Below are 17,962 nucleotides of genomic sequence, written 5' to 3'. Positions count from 1 at the left end.
TTAGAGCTGAGAGAAGGGATCAGCCGCAACGTTGGCGGTCCCTCTCCCCGTTCCTCACGGGGAGAGGGCAAGGGTGAGGGGCGGCGCCAGCGATAGACGGCCGCTACGCCGTCTGCGCTACGCCGCGATGAACTCGTTCCAGCGGCGGACCATGTAGCGGTCCTCGTCCATGACCGAGTTCCAGCATGCGACCTTGCCCATGCGCTCCTCGAAGGAGCCGCCGTCGCGCACCGCTCCGGCCTTCTCCATGACCTTGCCGTCGGGAGCCAGAATGTCACCTCTGGCCGCCTTGCCTTCGATCCAGAAACCCCATTCGTCTTCCGACATGAATTTCTTCGCCGTATCCATGGCGGCGGAATAATAGCCCTGCCGGTTGAGGTAGCCGCCGACCCAACCGGACGTGTACCAGTTTATGTACTCGTAAGCCGCGTCGAGCTGTGGGCCCGACAGATGCGAGGCGAGGCCGAGGCCGCCGCCCCACGAACGGTAGCCTTCCTTGAGCGGCTGGTACTTGCAGGCGATGCCCTTGGAGCGGACGGCCGCGACAGCTGGCGACCACATCGACTGGATGACGACTTCGCCGGAAGCCATCAGGTTGACGCTCTCGTCGAACGACTTCCAGAAGGCGCGGAACTGGCCGTCCTGCTTGGCCTTGATCAGGAAGTCGATCGTCTTGTCGATCTCCTCTTGGGTCATGTTGCCCTTGTCGGCATATTTGATGTTGCCCATCGCTTCCATGATCATGGCGGCGTCCATGATGCCGATCGACGGGATGTTGAGGATCGAGGTCTTGCCCTTGAAGGCCGGGTCCATGATGTCGGCCCAGGTGGTGATGTCGCGGCCGACGAGGTCGGGGCGAATGCCCAGCGTGTCGGCATTGTAGATGGTCGGCACCATGGTGAAAAAGCCGGTTTCGCTCTTGGCAAAAGTCTTGTCGCCGGGCTTCTCGACATAGCCGACCGTGTGTGGCGCGGTGCCCTGGGCGATCACGCTGTCGGGAGTCAGTTTGCCGGTTTTGAACAGCGGCACGATCTGGTCGTAATATTTAAGCTTGGCCGTCTCCATTGGCTGGATCACGCCGGTCGGGTAGACCTTCTTCAGGATCCAGTATTCGATGTCGGCGATATCGTAGGAGTTCGGCTGGGTGACGGCGCGCTGTGCGGCGGCGTCGGAATCGGTCGCCGTCATCTCCAGCGTGATGCCGAGGTCTTCCTTGCACTTGTCGGCAATGGCGTTGAGGTTCGAGACGCCAGTGCCGAACTGGCGCAGCGTGATCGGGTTCTGCGCCCAGATCGTCGGGAAGCCGGTAATCGCGCCCGAGCCGGCCGCGAGGCCTGCGGCCGCCGCCCCTGTCTTGAGGAATGTGCGGCGCGAAAGTCCTGAATTGCGTGTCGCTTTCATAGGTTTTTCCCCTGTTGTCATTCGTTTTCGAGATCAAGAATCGAGGCGACCGAGCACGATGGCGTCTTTCGCGTCCCATGAGAGCGGCACGGCATCGCCGATGGCGGCGGGTGCGGCGAAAAACGCGCCCTCGGGCATGATGGCGGTGAAGTCGCTGAAGCCTGCTCCCGACAGGACGAGCTTTACGGTCGAGCCGCGATATTCGACATTCGAGACGATGCCGGTGAAACCCAGCCCCTTGCCCGCGGCCTCGCCGATACGGATGCGATCGGTGCGGATGCCGATGTCGGTGCTTTCTCCGGGCTCGCGCTTGTCGCCGGCGGCGGCAAAGGTTGCGCCGCCCGGCACTTCGACGGTGAGCGAACCGTCGGCATAGTCGCCCGCCTCGCCCGAAATGACGTTGTGGTCGCCCATGAAACGGGCAACGAACGCCGTCGCCGGCCGCCTGAAGACGGTGCGCGGATCGGCGGCCTGTTCGATGCGGCCGTCGTTCATGACGACGATCAGGTCGGCCAGTGCCATGGCCTCTTCCTGGCTGTGGGTGACATGCACGAAGGTGATGCCGAGCGACGTCTGCAGGCGCTTCAGTTCGGCGCGCATGCGGATCTTCAGGAACGGGTCGAGCGCCGACAGAGGCTCGTCGAGCAGCAGCGCTTCCGGGTCGGTGATCAGCGCGCGCGCCAGCGCGACGCGTTGCTGCTGGCCGCCGGAAAGCTGCGCCGGGCGCCGCGAAGAATAGGCCTCCATTTGCATCAGGCGGAGCATGTCCATCGCCTTGCGCTGGCGCTCCTCCTTCTCGACGCCCTTCATGCGAAGGCTGAAGGCGACGTTGTCGACGAGGTCGAGATGCGGGAACAGCGCATAGGACTGGAACATCATCGCCGTGCCGCGCTTGGCCGGCGGCAGGTCGGTGACGACCATGTTGCCGAGCCGCACGTCTCCGGACGAGATGCTTTCGTGGCCGGCGATCATACGCAGCGTCGAGGTCTTGCCGCAGCCGGAAGGTCCGAGCAGGCAACAATAGGTGCTTGCCGGGATCTTAAGGCTGATCGCATCGACCGCGGTCGTGCTGCCGTAGATCTTCGATACCGAGACGATTTCTATTTCGGCGGCCTTGGCCATTCTGCACCTCTGTTCGCAACATCAGATGCATCATGCGTGCCAACCGAAGCCGGCTTATTAACGGATTGAATTGCCTATCTTTATGCCGTTTCTGTGAAACGGGCAGTTTTGTGCATTGCACAAATTCTAGGCTTCTGTTCTCGAAATGGGCAAGGATCGTATGCAATCCAGTAGCTATTTCGATCGCAAGATTGCTCTGGCCAGCTTCGATTTTCCAGCTACAAAGAAGCCATGACACTCGCCGCCGAATTCCCTGCCGACCGGCTGCCCGATGACCGCGCGCAGGCCATCCGCGACCGCCTGCGCGACGCCATCATCGAACGGCGGCTGACGCCTGGAGCGAAACTTTCGGAAGCCGAGGTCGGGACACTCTTCGACGTCAGCCGAACGATCGCCCGCTCGGCCTTGCAGATGCTCACCTTCGAAGGGCTGGTGCGCACCGAGCGCAATCGCGGCGCCTTCGTCGCCAATCCGTCGCCGGAGGAAGCCCGGCAGGTCTTCGCCTCACGCCGTCTGATCGAGCCCGGCATCGCCACCACCGCGTGCGAGACGATCGACGCCTTCAGAATCGATGAGTTCCGGGCGCAGCTCGACCGCGAGGCTCTCCATATCGCGGCGCGTGGGCCGGATGCGCGCCGGGCCGAGATCAAGGCGTCCGGCGACTTCCATCTTCTGCTGGCAATCGTCGCGGGAAACCAGATCCTGCTGCGCTTCATGGAAGAGCTCGTCGCGCGATCCTCGCTGGTCATCGCGCTTTACGGCCGTTCGGGGGCGTCAGCATGCGGCCACTCCGAGCACCGGGAAATCGTCGATGCGCTGGAGGCCCGCGATGTGACGAAGACGACGGTTCTGATCGTCAAGCATATCGATCATATCGAAGAAGACTTGGAACTAGAGGCTCGACCCACGCAAACTTTGCGCGAGATCTTCTCGAATTCCTAACGTTGCTCAAGCCCACCGTTACAAAAGTCTCGTCGATGCCAGATATTGCCCGATTGTATGCGGCCGTTGAGGTCGGCCTCCCAAGAACGTTCCTAGTGTCGTTGACGTGCCATCTTTCACGGCAGGCATGGAGAACGCCACAACTGGTGAGAGCGATCGCACCGTCTGCGTGTCTTCACGCTGGATTGTCCATCAAGCGGCGCGCCACAAGCACCTTGCCGGCGATGGTGATGACCAGCTCGTCAAGATGCCGGCTGGGCTTCTTGAGGTGAACGCGCCGCGCATGGTCCGGGCAGAACTTCTTTCCCCAACGGTGGATTGTTTCAATAGGTGACGACAATTCCGCGCTCCAGCAGCATTTCCTCCACACGGCCAGGCTCAGCGGAAGTCGGCAGTAGAGCGACACCGCATGGGCGATGACCTGAGGGGGCAGAGATGGCGTTTGTAGCTGATCGGCGTGGTATTGTTGTCGGAGCGTTTACTTCAACCAACGTTGCCAACCTGTTTACCTGACTCGCCTCGACACAGCCTCTTACGACACCGCGGCGGTGGGATTGACGGGGAGTCTAATCCCATCTGTTTCCGACACTGGAATGCTGCCGGCGACACACAGAGATCGGTTGAGAACCTGACCGGCTCGGTCTTTAGCAATCCTCTGGACGGAAATGGGCCCTGTACGTCCGGGATCGGGAATTGGACGCCCGCACCCAGTATCGCTTGAAGATGGCTAGCGATTGTTGCCTGCCTTTGGTTTTGACAGCGCATAGGCGACACGCGCACGGCGATAAGCGTCGGGTATCGAAATTGCCCAGATAAACAGTCCGCCCGCGTGACGGGCAACGAACGATTGGTCAGGCGTCGTCGTCGAATAGGTAAGAACGGCAAAGAACATCGCAAAGAATGCGAATACAAGTCCCCTGGGCGCCTCTCCAATTGCCACGTGACCGGCACCCGGCAGGAGAATAGCCAGCACGAGTACCAGATAGGGATTTATCCGTCTTGCCATTTCAACCCAATCGGCTCAACGCCGAAGACAACCGCCCCTGCAATAGTGCCTTGGCGTTCAACGTTCGAACACCTTGTTAAGTGCTTCGAGTTCCGCTAGCCCGTCCTTGACTGCCGACTGAGGTATGCGGTCGAGCGGGAAGCGGACCTGCCGCAATATCAGATGAGCACCGCGATCGCCTTCCGAGACTTGGCGGATCAAACGCGCACCCCGAGGTGTAATCACGGCCTCCTTCACGCCAGGGTCGCGAAAAAGCGACGAAAACATCGCGTTCGCCCGCTCGATCTCTTCGGCTGTTATCGCGGCATCACCGCGCACAAGTATCGGGCGCTCGGTGTCAGGCGGTGCGATAAACATCGGGAGATCATGCACCACAGAGTAGAATTCCGCCCCCGTCGGCCGTGACAAGGCGCCGATCGACGGTCGGCTCCGTTCGCCCGGCTCCAGCAGTGTCTGTTTGAGCCAAAGCTGTGGCAATCTGCGCGTTACCAGCGTGTCGGCTATAAGTTCAATGCGGATGCGGCGCCTGGCGCCTAGGCTGCCGTCAAGAACCGGAAAGCCATCCCGCCCCACGACGACGGTGCTTTCAGAAAAGAGCGGTACGATCGCGTCAAGAAGAGAGGCGCGTTGTGCAAGGATATTGCTATGCTCGCGGAGAGCTATAATCCACAAAGTCGCCACCGCCATCGCGGCAACGGCAAGGAGAAAAAGAGTCATCTCCGACATAGCAGACTTCGAACCGACGCCACTGCCTTCAGCCCGACTTAGCCGGTCAATATCCTTGCGGCCGAGGCCAAGGCATCGTGAACTGGTCACCGCGACGTACGAAGCGATAGCGCCAGAAATGGAACCACAGCGAAGCAATAATGTAGAAGCACATCATAGCGATCAACTGTGTTCCGTAGCCGAGAAACACTGCGACATAGGCGGTCGCGCACAGGATCAACAGCACGATCGCCGGCAAAGGGTGAAATGGATGAACATATCCGCGCTTGATCGTCTCCAGAGGCCATTTTTTGCGGAACATCACCATGTTGAACGACATGAAGGTATACCCAAGAAGGCCAGAAAGGATCGAGAAGGTAACGACCTGATCGAGCGGCGCGCCCAGCGCGAAGATGAGTGCGATCGGGACCAGGAAGACGATCGACCGATAGGGTGTGCGGTAGACCGGGTGTACCGCCCCGAACCAGATTGGCAGATAGCGATCGCGACCCATTGAAAACCAGGCGCGCGAGGCGTCGTTGATGCAGCCATTTGCCGATGCGAGTGTCGAAAAGATAGTACCGATGAACAACAGCACCATGAGCCCGGCGCTGCCGGTAACGCGCGCAGCGTCGAAAAGCGGCGTGCCAGCTTGGCCGAGGTACTCCCATGGGATGAGGCCGGAGCACACATACCAGGTCAGCGTGGCGGCAATCAGCAGAGTCATGATGCCGGCCATCGTGCCGTAAGGCAGGGAACGCGACGGCGAGCGCACCTCCTCGGCTGCCTGGCAGGTTCCTTCGATGCCCAAATAATACCACAGGCCAAAATGCACCGAGGCAATGATACCGACCCAGCCGTAGGGAAGCGGTTCTTCAGCGACGGCCGAGAAGTCCAGCGATACTGCCGAGCCTCCGAACTGCACCACCAGGAAGAGCACGATGATGGCCAGGAATGCGATGGCGGTGATGACAAAATTGAATGTCAGCGATGCCAAGACCCCCCGATAGTTAAGCCAGGCCAGAAAGACGATGGACAGGATAATGAAGGGCTGCTGGTTTAGACCGGAATGGCCCTGCATTCCTGCCACGGTGTCGAGCAGAAAGCCGATGGTAATGGCGTTGCCAGCCTCCAGCATGGTGTAGGCCATGACGAGGAAAAGGCCGACATTGAACGCCATCAGCGGTCCAACGATATGTTTTGCCTGCGCGTATTGTCCACCGGCGGCCGCGACCGTCGAGGTCACCTCGGAATCGATCATGGCGACGCAGGTGTAAAGCAAACCCGCCACCCAGCACGCCACCAGCCCGGCGATCATGCCACCTTTGCCGATCGAGAAATTCCAACCCATGTATTCGCCGACAAGGACGATGCCGACCCCCAAGGCCCACACATGGCCCGGTCCGAGGACGCGCAGAAGCTGCAGCCGCTGCGGGGCGGCCGGTGTCGCTATGTTTGCCATGGCCGTTTCCTTAGAGTTGGTGCCGTTCCTGCGCAGCTTCTATCTCGCCTTCACGCGAGGAGGTGAGCAGGTCGTTGTCATAGCTGGAGTCGATCTTGGCGACGTCGATCAGCATCATCGCCCCGAAAAAGATGGACAGTGCCCAGGCGGCGTATTCAAGGATGTTCCAGGTGTCCATCGTCGCTCCCTACCGCTTCGAACCAAAGCGCTCGTCGATGACTTCGCGGTATTCCCTTTCCGAAAGCCGTACCACCATGACGAAATAGCCGATCACAAGCACGGCCATGATGATCAGTGCCGACCAACTGAAGTCGTAGTTGAAACGGGCGGTAACGATATCGTTGGCGGCGGCGGGATCGCTTATGCCAAGCGCCGCCCACTGCTGCTGTTCGACAGCGTTCTGGTTTAGCGCCTCCCAAGTCGGATTCTCGATCGGGTTAGGCGTCTTGGATGCGCCTGCCAGTCCAAGGTAGAGCGGTACGTAAAGGGCTCCGACAGTGAGGACGAGCAAAACAACGACATCTACGACCTGGGCAACAAGTCCCTGTCTAGGGGGCTGATAAGCCATCGCGTCCTCCCTTACATCCGCCGCTGACTACGCATGTCATCGAGATGCTTAATGTCCAACCCATAGATGAAATGCTTGTCGTGGGCGTAGTGGCGCAGCATCGCGACGATCGCGGCGGTATTGAAAGCGAGCACCAGCGCACCTGACACCACGAGGATCGTCTTGATCCCGCCAACGGTGATGTGCGGCCAAACAACGAACAGCGCGAAAAGTATCGTGAACCACAGCACCACAACAAAAGCAATCGCGCCTATCCGGTCGCGCGCATGCATCTTGTCTATGCGATCATCGAGCGTAAGCACGCTCGCCTGCTGGCCTGACGTTGCGACCATCGTTCCCTCCCCGGAGGCGCGCGATTGTTCACCGTCTTTTCTCTGCGGCAAACTTTTTGCCCAACAGGAACATCTGGAAAACGACGCTCTCTGTCAAGGAAAGCATGTGCTGCAGCGCACCGCGTGATTGCTGCACTGCGACTGCCGGCTCAGGTGGGACAAGCGAAAAGCTCGTTTGCCGCCTCAGCTAGACTACCGCGCAGGCCGCGGTCGCCGAGAGCGTCGGCCGCTGCCGCCATGCTCCGGCTCCGCTCCGGCCGGCGAACCACCGCATCGAGCCCGGCGAAGAGGCGTCGGCGGCGGTTGTTATGCCCTTGACATTGTCCGGCCAGACGGTGCGCATCGGGAACGCCTGGCGAAACCAGGCGGCCACAAAGCGGGGGTTTTCACGAATATCGCTTTTGCGCCGAACCGACTTTCCTCACTGCAGAGTAGAGCACGGTCTTCAGCCGAACGCGCTGACAGCCGTACTTTCGGCCTTGCCATCACTCATCCAATCAGGTGGCTGCACTTGCCGCCTGCCTGGCATCACAGGACGCTGTGAATTTCGTCGATCGAGGTATCGCTGATCCTCTTGTCCAGCACGATTTCTCCGCGCGCCATCGCCACAATGCGGTCGCAGCATTCAAAGACATGGTGCATGTTGTGGCTGATAAACACGCCGGTAACGCTCTGTGCCTTAAGACCGCGCACGAACCCGATCACCTTGTTGGTTTCTTTAACCGAGAGATGGTTGGTCGGTTCGTCGAGAATCATGACCTTCGACTTGAAGTGCATGGCGCGCGCGATCGCCACTCCCTGCCGCTGGCCACCGGATAGCTCTCCCACCAGCGCGTCAGGCGAACGCAGATGCAGATCGACGTCGGCAATCGCCTTGACGCTTTCGCTGCGCATCTTCTCCTGGTCGAGAATGCCGATGCCGCCAATCGAGAAGCGCAAGGGCTCGCGACCGATAAAGACGTTGCGGGCGATTGTCATGGTTGGAACCATGGAATTGTATTGATAGATTGTCTCGATGCCGCGATCCATAGCGTCGCGCGGATTTGAGAAGCGCACCGGCTGGCCTTCAAGTTTGATTTCGCCGCCATCTGGTTTCTGGGTGCCGGAAAGGATGTTGATCAGTGTCGACTTGCCCGCGCCGTTGTCGCCGACCAGGCCCAGCGCCTCGTTGGGATAAATGTCGAGCGACACGTTCTTCAACGCGTGAACGCCGGAATACCATTTCTGCAGGTTGTGGATTTCGATGATCGGCGCCGGCATGGTTAGGTCTCCACCTTGATCGCGCGGGCACGCTTGCGCAGCCAGGCATTCACCACCACGGCGAAGATCGTGAGCAATCCGATCGCCATCTTGAACCAGTTGGCATCGACCTGGGAGAGCACCAGTCCATTGTCTATGACGCGGATCAGCGCCGCGCCGACGATGCCACCGAAGATCGTGCCAATGCCGCCGAGCAGCGACGTGCCGCCGATCACCGCCGCCGAAACCGCCTGGAGCTCCAGTCCCTCGCCAATTGAGGGCAGAGGCGCGCCGAGCCGCATCACCTGGATGGTGCCGGCAAAACCAGCCAGCACCGAGCAGATCATGAAGCAGGCGATTTTGACGCGGGCGGTCGGAATGCCCATGGATTGAGCCGCGGGCAGGAAGCCGCCCGTCGCCCGGACCCAATTGCCGAAATTCGTGCGCGACAGTAGCACCGTGACAAGAATGGCGACCGCGAGGAACCAGAAGAACGACATTCGAAAGAGCTCGCCGGGGCCGACATAGACAGTGAACAGCCATTTCGGCAACGAATTGGCGGGGAGAACCGGCGGAAAGCCGCCGGAGATCACAACCGTCAGCGACCGCGCTATGAACAGCATGCCGAGCGTGGTGATGAAACTCGGTATGGCGAATCTGATCGTGATGAAGCCGTTGAAGAATCCGATCAGGGCGGCGAGCGCCAAGCCGGCCGCGAAGGCCGGCGCGAACGGCACGCCGGCCGCCAGCATCACTGCCATGGTCATCGGCGTCAGCGCGAAGACCGAGCCGACCGAGAGGTCGAACTCGCCGCAGATCATCAGAAGCGTCACGCCGATGGCAACCAGCCCCATTTCAGGCAGTAGGCCGAGCATTCCACGCAGGTTCTGGGGATTGAGGAATACGCCGTTCGAGCGGACCTGGAAGACGACAAGGAGGAGAAGCAAGAAAACGACCGCCGCGAGTTCCGGCTTCTCCAGATAGATTTTCATTAGGCGCTTCATGAACACTCCGGCTGCGACATGCTTCGGATGACCTTTGACAGCGGGGTGAAGACCCATCTCCTGCTTTTCACCGGAGGAGGTAACGGTCAGAGGGGCGGCGCCTACCTTGCCACGCCGGCGCTGCCGACCTGCGGACGTGCCGGAACTTCTTACCGTCCGGACGGGAAGAAGATCGATGGCCGGGACGTTCCCGCCGCCCTACCGCACACCTTGCGCGGCGAGTTCCTTCAGTTTCGGCACGTCCTCCTTGACGATGATGCCCTTGCCGGTATCGATGTCGGCCGGCAGAAGCCCGATATTCTTCGCGAGGTAGGCTTCCATGACCGGCATGAAACCCTGCATGTAGGGTTGTTGGTCGACCTGGACCTGGATGTAGCCGGCCTCCATCTGCTGAAGGACCTCCGAAACGATGTCGAAGCCGCCCATCAGCACCTTGCCCGGTTCGACGCCGCGATCGACAAGCACCTGCGCGACATAGGCATGCCATAGGCCGGTATCGAAATAGACCGTGGTGTCGGGGTTGGCCGACAGATAGGCGCCGACGCGGTCGGCAACCACGGCGCCGTCGGTGCCGGTATCGAGCCGCTCGATCACGACTTCGCGGCCTGGATTGGCCGACTTGAACTCCTCCAAAAACTTCATCACGCCGGCCGCGCGCTGCTCCGACCAGTTCTGGCCGGGAGCCGAGACGCCGACGAGCGCCTTAATCTTGCCGTCCTTGGGGAAGAACTCGGACATCTTCTTGCCGAGTTCGTAACCGGCGGGGATAAAACCCTGGCCGATGAAGGCTTGCCGAGCGTTGCCCGCCGCACCTTCGGTGTCGTCGACATTGGACGCAATCACAGTGACGCCGGCGGCGCGCGCGTCGGCGATGATCTGGTCGAAGGCATTGTTGTCGACGATCGACGTGATCAGCGCGTCGGGGTTTGCCGCAAGCGCGGCCTGCATGTTTGCGGACTGCTGCTCGATCGAACCTTCGGTCTGAGTGAAGACCATCTGGCAGTTCGCCTGGATTTTCGCGCAGGCGTCGTCAAATCCCTTCTTGACCGCCTGCCAGAACGGGTTTGAGGCCGAGGAATGGTGTGTGAAGACGATGTTCATCGGTTCCTGTGCGCTCGCCGCCAGGGGCATAGCGAGCAGGGCCGCGCCAAGAATAAACTTTGCCGTCATTCGTTTCATAAGTCGTCCTCCCGGTTGAAATTTCAGATGGAAGCCGCGTTGGAGACGCGGCGGTGAACGGTGTAGGCGCGGCCGAGGTCGGGGCTCAGTTCGAGCCCGAGACCCGGCCCGGGCGGCACGGTGATCATGCCGTCCCTGACTTCCGGCAGCGCGGTCACGAGGTCCCGATACCAAGTGCGATAAAATGCCCGCACGCTCTCCTGGACTATTGCATTGGGCGCGTTGAGCGACAGGTGCGTTGAGGCAGTGAGCACCACCGGCCCGGTGCAGTCATGCGGCGCGACCGGAAGCTTCCAGGCTTCGGCCATGGCGGCGATCTTGCGCGCCTCCGAAAGCCCGCCGCACCAGGAAATGTCGAGCATGACGATTCCAGCCGCGCCGGTCTCCAGCAGTTCTCGGAAGGCCGAGCGGCTGCCCAGCGTCTCCGATGCAGAGATCGGCGCCGGGCTGACCGCCTCATAGCGTTTCAGATCGCTGAGGCTGTCCATGCGAATTGGATCTTCGTGCCAGTAGGTGCGGTAAGGCGCCAATGCCTTGGCGATCTTCATGGCCGGCAGGAGCTGCCACATCGAGTGGAATTCAACCATGATTTCCATCTGGTCGCCGACGGCTTTCCGGATCTTGTCGAATGGTTGCAGAGCGGCCTTCAAATCGGCCGAGTCGATGTCGAGCCCTCGCGATTTTTCGGCGGCATGGTCGAACGGCCAGATCTTCATGGCCGTGATGCCGTCTTCGAGCAGTTCCCGCGCAAGCTCGCCCGCCCGGTGCAGGAAACCATTGAGGTCGTCGTACCCCGTTTTTGCCGCCAAGCCCCAATTCGCAGTGTTCTGGCCCTTGTCGTCCTTGATGTAGTCAGTGCCGGCGCAGGTGTTGTATGTGCGGATCGACTGTCGCGAGAACCCGCCGAGAAGCTGCGCGACGGGCTGGCCGGTGGTCTTGCCGAAAATATCCCACAAGGCGATGTCGAATGCGGAATTGCCGCGCATCTCGACGCCTGTGGAGCGGAAGCCGAGATAGCCTACAAGATCGGACGAAAGACGGTCGATCTGCAAAGGATCGCGGCCGATCACCCGCGGCGCGACGTATTCGTGCAGATACTCCTCCACAGTGCGCGAGAGGAAGAATGTCTCACCAAGCCCGGTGATGCCTTCGTCTGTGTGAACTACGACCCAGATCAAATTGGGCCGCTCCGCAATGCGGATGGTCTCGATGGCGTGGATCTTCATCTCAGGCGATCCCCGCCTCGATCAGTGCCTTGAGGCTCTTGTCGAAATGTTTTGCCATGGATTCCGTGGCGCTGCGCGGGTCGCCGGCGCGCACCGCCGCCGCGATGTCCATGTGCCCGTCGATCATCTCCATCTGTGCCTCTTCGGAAGCGCGCGAGCGCCAGCCGATGACCCAGGTGCGGCGCGTAACCCCGCTGAACGCGTTGACGATGAGTGAAAACACCGGATTGTGAGAAGCCTTGGCGAGCATTTCGTGAAAGGCGATGTCGTGTTCCATGACGACGGCGGGCATCCGGTGATTCTCGCGCATCTGGCGGGCCCGGTCCTCCAACTCGGCAGCTTCGGCATCGGTGCGTCGGAGCGCCGCAAGCGCCGCGGTGCGCATCTCGATGGTCCGGCGCACGTCATAGATCTGCTGGACACTGATCTGTTCCGTCGTCACGCCATGCTCGATTACCATCGACATGGCGCCGGTATCGAGCTTGGCGACGCTCGCGCGCCGGCCCACGTTCATGTCGATGAGGCGCATCGCCGACAGCGCGCGAAACGCCTCCCTGACGACCGTTCTGGACACATTGAGCCGGCGCGTCATGTCCCCTTCGCTTGGCAGAAGGTCGCCCGGCCCCAGGTTCTCGGCGCGGATATGCTGGGTGATGGCCTGGATGGCGGTGCTCACCAATCCGGCGTTGCCAGTGTCCTCCGACGGCGGGTGGTTCCTCATCAATGTCACTCGATATGCCCCTAACCTGTATGACAGGTGTTCTTAACTTTGTCTACAATCGAGGGCAGATGTCAAGCTGGCGGATCTTGGGCTGCCCGAAGGCTGCCCGAGGGCTGCAGGGGGCGATGGGTTCGTTGCATCGCAAGCCGGCAACGAAAGTCTGGATCTGCCATTTGCCGAGCAGGGCGTCGGCCGACAGTCGTTGGCCGCAGGCTGCGTCCCTGCCTCACCATCGATAAAGACAAGCCAGGATGGCTGTGCGCATGAAGTGCTGGCGGCGATCCAGCCATTCCCGACGCGCCGCCTTCAAATAACTGCGTTCTTTTTTTCGGCGCCAGCAGCTGCTTTTTTGTATGTGAAGCCTTCCCGGTACAGGAACTTGAACAGGTTCGACGGGTCGAGCTGATCCATGTGCGGCCTCCAGCCAGAGAGCGAGGTCCGGCATGGTGATGTCCGGCTTGTCCGTCACCTTGCCAACGATGACCTCGCGAAGGACCAGGTTTGCCAGAGCCTTCGGGACGGCCTTGCCTGGCCGGCGCGACCGAACTGGTCGCCGCGAAGCGCGCCTGAAGACGCACCGCCGTCGAAGGCGCAAGCTCGAAGCGCGCCGCCAAGGCACGGCGCAACTGGCCAGCCTCCACCCCGTGTACGATCCGTTCCCTCAAGTCCTATGAAATCGGCTTTCCCATGGCAAGCACCTCCCGCCGCCATGGAATCAGAGACTTCAATGCCTGCGAAACCCGCGATTCACTCTCCTCACCCGACGCTTTAGTATTGCATGCGTTATGGGTATCTTTAATGTCCTACGACACTGATCTGTTGTCGACATTGCCAACTTTAGAGCAATGGGCTCATAATCCGCGCGATGTTTTCGGACAGCTGTTGCAGCCGTGGACGAGATCGCCAAGAATCCAGGGCGAGCGAGTCGCTTGCCAGAATGTATCCGTCCTGAATCTCGATGAGCCGATCGATGATGGAGCGATCGTAAAGTAGTAAGCTCGCTTCCTCGTTGAGCTGGAACGACCGGAAATCAACGTTGCTTGACCCGACGATACCAAGGTCTCTATCGATGCTGGCGTTCTTGGCATGGAGCAAGAGTTCTCGATAGAGGTGGATGCGGATTCCTGCAGCAAGTAACTGTTCGAAATAGGAGCATTGAGCGAGATGCACGATGCGTTGATCAACGACCGAGGACACAACAAGGTCGATCATTACGCCACGGGAGGCGGCACTGCACATCGCGCCAATGATACTTTCATCAGGAATAAAATAAGGAGTCACTAAAACTGCTCGCTGTCGTGCGCGGTGGAGTTGCCAAACCAGCAGAGTCTCGAAACCCTCGAACGGGTAGTCGGCTCCGCTCGGCAACAACTGCGCTCGCAGTTCTCCCGATCCAGCGGGGATCGCAACGGGAAACGGATCGGGACGATCAAGGGCCTCCATCGCCCAGTCACTTGAGATGGTGGAAGCGAGGCTCGCAACGACGGGGCCACTCATCCTGGCCACCAGTTCCCGATTGACGACGCCCGGCCGGAAATCCTTGGCGACTAGGTTTTGCGACCCTGCGTAGCCGATTAGGCCGTCGATCACAAAAAGCTTGCGATGATTGCGCATATCAGCACGGGTGCGGCGCAAGATCAGATGCACTGGCAACGCTTCCCGGGTCTCAACCCCTGCGTCTCTAAGCAAAGACAGCGTGCCGCGGCGCCAGCGGTGTGACCCAATCGGATCGAACATCACACGGCATCGCACACCACGTTGCACTGCCTCACCTAGTTCCGCCGCGATGCGTTTACCAACGACATCATCCGCGAAGATGTATACCAGCAAATCCACTGCATACTTCGCTGATCGGATGTCCGCGAGCAGCCGTTCGACAACCGCGTCGTAGTCACTGATCAGCTCGATCGAATTGCCGTCGACACACGGCATTCGCCCCAGCTTTTGGGCGAAGTCGGCTGCTTCACTGCGATCTCCGCATGAGTCGTTCTTAAGCCTACGGGCGACGTCAAGCTGGAAGGTGCGCAGTTCGCGGGCGCGTTTCTGGCGTGCGACGGGAACCCGCGGACGGCCTATGAAAAGGTATAGAAGCAGCCCAAGCGCCGGAAAGAAAAAGATCAGCAATAGCCAACTCGTCGCCGCGGACGGCGAACGCCGTAGCGGGACAGTTGCAAGCGCGCCGAACCTGATCAACCACTCAGAAGCGTACCATAGAGTTTCAAAATCAATCTGCGCTGTCATCGCAACTCACACCGGATTTTCTTCGCAGAGAGTCTCTTATCCGATTTCTAACAGGGACTGGCGTGGCCGACCGTCACGTTGCGTTCAACAGCCAATGTTCAGCCGTGTGCTGTATGCTTCTGGTCTCCTATTGCAACCCGTTGCGCCTTGGCCCGGCCGAGTTCGCCAAGGCGGAGGAACTGCTGATAAAGGTGAAGCGGCACTTGTTTGACATCAACAGCGATTATCAACCCGGCATGCGCGCCACCGATGCCTGGATGACGATGTGCTGGACGAATGATGGCGCGCAATTCAACCGCGACATGCCCGAGATCGCATTCGTGCTTGGCAAGGACGGAGGTGAGATCTGGTCGGACTTCTATGCCATTCCGGCGTTCGCGGCGAGCGCGGCGAACACGGCGGCCGGCTACGCATTGCTGGACTATCTGATGACGCCGGAGGCGCGGCGAAGAAGCATATCGCCAATGGCGCGCCGACCACCGACAGCCGCGTGCTGGCTCTGCTGCCGGCGGAAGTCACCGGCAACAAGATCATCTATCCCGATGAAGCCTCGCTCACGGCGTTCGAATTCGGCGCCGCGGTGACGCTGACCGATCCGGCACGTGCCGAGGTTATGGCCCGCTTCAAGTCGGCCTGAGCGGAATGGCAGCGGCGGGGGCACGGAGACGGAGCCCCGTGACGGCGGCGCTGTGGTTGCTGATCTTCCTGGTGCTCCCCTTCATCGCCATGCTGGTCTTCGCCTTCGGACGCCGCGCGCCCGAAGGCGGCTATCTGCCCGCCTTCACCTTCGAGCAGTTCCTGAATCTCCCGGCGCGCCATCGCCTTCGGCAACACGCTGATGCTCGCCCCCGTGGGCGCTCTGCCCTGCCTGCTCGTCGCCTATCCCTTCGCCGATTATCTGGCGTTGCGCGCGAGCCCACTCCATCGCCTGGTGCTGGTGTCGCTGATCGTGGTGCCGTTCTGGACCAGTCTCCTAGTGCGCACCTATGCATGGATATACATTCTGGGCTCACGGGCTGCCCAACCTGCTGGAAACCATCGGCCTGCCCGACATACGCATGCTCAACACGCGGCGCGGTGCTGGTCGGCATTGTCTACGGCTACCTGCCGCTGATGATCATGCCGATCTACGTATCGCTGGAGAAGCTGGACCGCCGGCTCCTCGACGGTTCCGCCGATCTGGGCGCGCGCCCGGTCGCGACATTTTTCGGCATCACGCTGCCGCTCTCCATGCCCGGTGGTAGTGACCGGAACCGCGCTGGTGACGATCCTACCGCTCGCCGAATACCTGATCCCGCAGCTTCTGGGCGGCGGCAAGGTGTTCTTCATCGGCAACGCGCTCGTCGACCTCTTCCTGCAATCGCGCAACTGGCCGTTCGGATCGGCCATCGCCGTCACGCTGGTGCTGGTCGTGGTGGTGGTGCTCACCGTCGCCATGCGCATCGCATGGCGGTTCGCCGGCACGTGTCGGGTCGATCTCGTCTGATGCGCGCACTCGTCTTCGCCATATACCTGTTCCTCTACGCGCCGATCGCGCTGGTGGTGCTGTTCTCCTTCAATTCGGGATGCAGCGCCAGCTAGTTCATCGGATTCTCGCTCGACTGGTGGCAATCCGGCGGCGGCTGAACTGGTCGATGGCCACGGCCAGCAACAGCACGGCGCCGCGCGCGGTATCCTGATAGAAGGTGGGCACGTTCATCAGGCTCATGCCATTGTTGAGGCTGCCCATCAGCAGGGCGCCAAGCAGGGCTCCGAATACCCGGCCGCGGCCTCCTGACAGGGAGGTGCCGCCGATGATCGCGGCCGCGATCGCGTCGAGTTCGAGGAACAGGCCGGCGCTGCCTGCAATGGCACCACTGACGCGGGCGGTCAGCGCGACGCCGGTAATGCCGTAGGCCAGGCCGGCGATCACGAAGTTGATGAATATCACGCGGTCGACATCAATGCCTGACAGCCGCGCCGCCTCCGGATTGCCGCCGATGGCATAAAGCTGAACGCCGAACCGGGTCCGCCGCATCAGGATGTCGGCCGCAATGGCGCAGATGGCGACGAGCACGATGAGGTAGGGAACACCCTTCGACGACGCGAGCCAGATAGCCGCCACCGCCGCCGCCAGTGACGGCAGCAGCGCTCGGGTGAGCGCGGCCTTGAAATTGCCGACGGTGCCAAGCTCGGCCCCACGTTTCAGTTCGAATGCGCGGAAAGCGGCAAACAGACAGAATGCCAACGAGATCAGCAGGATGGACCAGATCGGCGGGAGAAATCCGGTCGCAACCTGCTTGAGACTCGCCGGCAACGGCGCAACGGTCGCGCCATTGGTGACGATCATCGAGATGCCTCGGAAATAGAGCATGCCGGCGAGGGTGACGATGAACGACGACACTTTCATCCTCGTCACCCACCAGCCTTGCCAGACCCCCATCAGCACGCCGACAACGAGGCAGACAAGAACGGCAACGAACGCATTGACCTGCATCTTGACCGTCAGCACGGCGACCACGACGCCGACAAGCGCCACGGCGGAGCCGACCGACAGGTCGAAGTTGCGGGTGACGATGAGCATCACGGCACTGATGGCCGCAAGACCGACGATGGCCGTCTGAAGCGCAAGCAGGATCAGGTTGCGTTGCGTCAGGAAGGTGCCGTTGGTGGCGAAGTAGAAAAAGATCCAGATGGCGGCAAGCACCAGCAGAAGTGTCGAGTCGCGCATCGAGCGGTTCGCAAGCAGCCGTGCGACGGGCGACTGCACCATCACCGGCGCGGCGGTATCCACGGCAGCGATTTCAGAGGTTTGGCTCATCTTTCTCTCTTGTC

At 60.8% G+C, this 17,962-nt stretch carries 16 protein-coding genes and 3 pseudogenes; 3 read left to right on the top strand and 16 right to left on the bottom strand.

All coding sequences use genetic code 11. The features are described 5' to 3' along the window. Positions 1-117: 117 nt before the first annotated feature. Both ABMA59_RS31495 and ABMA59_RS31490 read right to left on the bottom strand, forming a co-directional pair. A complete protein-coding gene (locus ABMA59_RS31495) occupies positions 118-1,401 on the bottom strand; it encodes an ABC transporter substrate-binding protein (protein ID WP_349009335.1) in 1,284 nt (427 codons plus the stop codon). Positions 1,402-1,434: 33 nt separating this feature from the next. After that, positions 1,435-2,523 (bottom strand): ABC transporter ATP-binding protein, encoded by a 1,089-nt coding sequence (locus tag ABMA59_RS31490; RefSeq protein WP_349009334.1) that lies wholly within the window; start codon positions 2,521-2,523, stop codon positions 1,435-1,437. A gap of 231 nt (positions 2,524-2,754) precedes the next feature. Between ABMA59_RS31490 and ABMA59_RS31485 the strand changes: the two genes are divergently transcribed. Then, positions 2,755-3,465 carry a GntR family transcriptional regulator gene (locus tag ABMA59_RS31485; protein ID WP_349009333.1) on the top strand — a complete coding sequence of 237 codons (711 nt, stop codon included), beginning with the start codon at positions 2,755-2,757 and terminating at the stop codon, positions 3,463-3,465. 214 nt (positions 3,466-3,679) lie between these two features. Here ABMA59_RS31485 and ABMA59_RS31480 read toward each other — a convergent pair. From ABMA59_RS31480 to cls, 13 genes and pseudogenes are all read right to left on the bottom strand, one after another. Beyond that, positions 3,680-3,910 (bottom strand): annotated as a pseudogene (locus tag ABMA59_RS31480) (IS6 family transposase); the annotation flags it as partial. Positions 3,911-4,192: 282 nt separating this feature from the next. Continuing rightward, the gene (locus ABMA59_RS31475) at positions 4,193-4,471 is read right to left on the bottom strand and encodes a hypothetical protein (protein ID WP_349009332.1); all 279 of its coding nucleotides are present in this window, start codon (positions 4,469-4,471) and stop codon (positions 4,193-4,195) included. A 57-nt stretch (positions 4,472-4,528) separates the two neighbouring features. Then, the gene (locus ABMA59_RS31470) at positions 4,529-5,197 is read right to left on the bottom strand and encodes a hypothetical protein (protein ID WP_349009331.1); all 669 of its coding nucleotides are present in this window, start codon (positions 5,195-5,197) and stop codon (positions 4,529-4,531) included. A 46-nt stretch (positions 5,198-5,243) separates the two neighbouring features. After that, complete coding sequence (locus ABMA59_RS31465) at positions 5,244-6,638, bottom strand: APC family permease (protein WP_349009330.1); 1,395 nt, start codon at positions 6,636-6,638, stop codon at positions 5,244-5,246. Between the two features lie 10 nt (positions 6,639-6,648). Further along, positions 6,649-6,816 carry a hypothetical protein gene (locus ABMA59_RS31460; protein ID WP_349009329.1) on the bottom strand — a complete coding sequence of 56 codons (168 nt, stop codon included), beginning with the start codon at positions 6,814-6,816 and terminating at the stop codon, positions 6,649-6,651. A 9-nt stretch (positions 6,817-6,825) separates the two neighbouring features. Continuing rightward, entirely contained in the window at positions 6,826-7,206 is a 381-nt protein-coding gene (locus tag ABMA59_RS31455) for a hypothetical protein (protein ID WP_349009328.1), read from the bottom strand. Positions 7,207-7,217: 11 nt separating this feature from the next. Next, positions 7,218-7,538 carry a hypothetical protein gene (locus ABMA59_RS31450; RefSeq protein WP_349009327.1) on the bottom strand — a complete coding sequence of 107 codons (321 nt, stop codon included), beginning with the start codon at positions 7,536-7,538 and terminating at the stop codon, positions 7,218-7,220. Between the two features lie 528 nt (positions 7,539-8,066). Beyond that, positions 8,067-8,798 carry an ATP-binding cassette domain-containing protein gene (locus ABMA59_RS31445; RefSeq protein WP_349009326.1) on the bottom strand — a complete coding sequence of 244 codons (732 nt, stop codon included), beginning with the start codon at positions 8,796-8,798 and terminating at the stop codon, positions 8,067-8,069. Between the two features lie 2 nt (positions 8,799-8,800). Beyond that, entirely contained in the window at positions 8,801-9,781 is a 981-nt protein-coding gene (locus ABMA59_RS31440; RefSeq protein WP_349009325.1) for an ABC transporter permease, read from the bottom strand. Between the two features lie 198 nt (positions 9,782-9,979). Then, entirely contained in the window at positions 9,980-10,960 is a 981-nt protein-coding gene (locus tag ABMA59_RS31435; RefSeq protein WP_425476017.1) for a sugar ABC transporter substrate-binding protein, read from the bottom strand. Positions 10,961-10,983: 23 nt separating this feature from the next. Then, a complete protein-coding gene (locus ABMA59_RS31430; RefSeq protein ID WP_349009324.1) occupies positions 10,984-12,186 on the bottom strand; it encodes a mandelate racemase/muconate lactonizing enzyme family protein in 1,203 nt (400 codons plus the stop codon). A 1-nt stretch (position 12,187) separates the two neighbouring features. Continuing rightward, a complete protein-coding gene (locus ABMA59_RS31425; RefSeq protein WP_349009323.1) occupies positions 12,188-12,907 on the bottom strand; it encodes a FadR/GntR family transcriptional regulator in 720 nt (239 codons plus the stop codon). Positions 12,908-13,744: 837 nt separating this feature from the next. Next, a complete protein-coding gene (gene cls / locus ABMA59_RS31420; RefSeq protein ID WP_349009322.1) occupies positions 13,745-15,148 on the bottom strand; it encodes a cardiolipin synthase in 1,404 nt (467 codons plus the stop codon). Between the two features lie 152 nt (positions 15,149-15,300). On the opposite strand from cls, the pseudogene ABMA59_RS31415 reads away from it, so the two are divergent. Together ABMA59_RS31415 and ABMA59_RS31410 are read left to right on the top strand one after the other, a co-directional pair. Next, positions 15,301-15,785, top strand: a pseudogene (locus ABMA59_RS31415) (type 2 periplasmic-binding domain-containing protein); the annotation flags it as partial. A 5-nt stretch (positions 15,786-15,790) separates the two neighbouring features. Beyond that, positions 15,791-16,634, top strand: a pseudogene (locus tag ABMA59_RS31410) (ABC transporter permease). Between the two features lie 96 nt (positions 16,635-16,730). Here the strand turns inward: ABMA59_RS31410 and ABMA59_RS31405 are convergent. Next, entirely contained in the window at positions 16,731-17,948 is a 1,218-nt protein-coding gene (locus ABMA59_RS31405; protein ID WP_349009321.1) for a sugar ABC transporter permease, read from the bottom strand. Between the last annotated feature and the right edge of the window lie 14 nt (positions 17,949-17,962).

Source organism: Mesorhizobium yinganensis (genome assembly GCF_040081985.1).
GTDB classification, from domain to species: domain Bacteria; phylum Pseudomonadota; class Alphaproteobacteria; order Rhizobiales; family Rhizobiaceae; genus Kumtagia; species Kumtagia yinganensis.
This window is presented reverse-complemented; position numbering and strand designations above follow the sequence as displayed.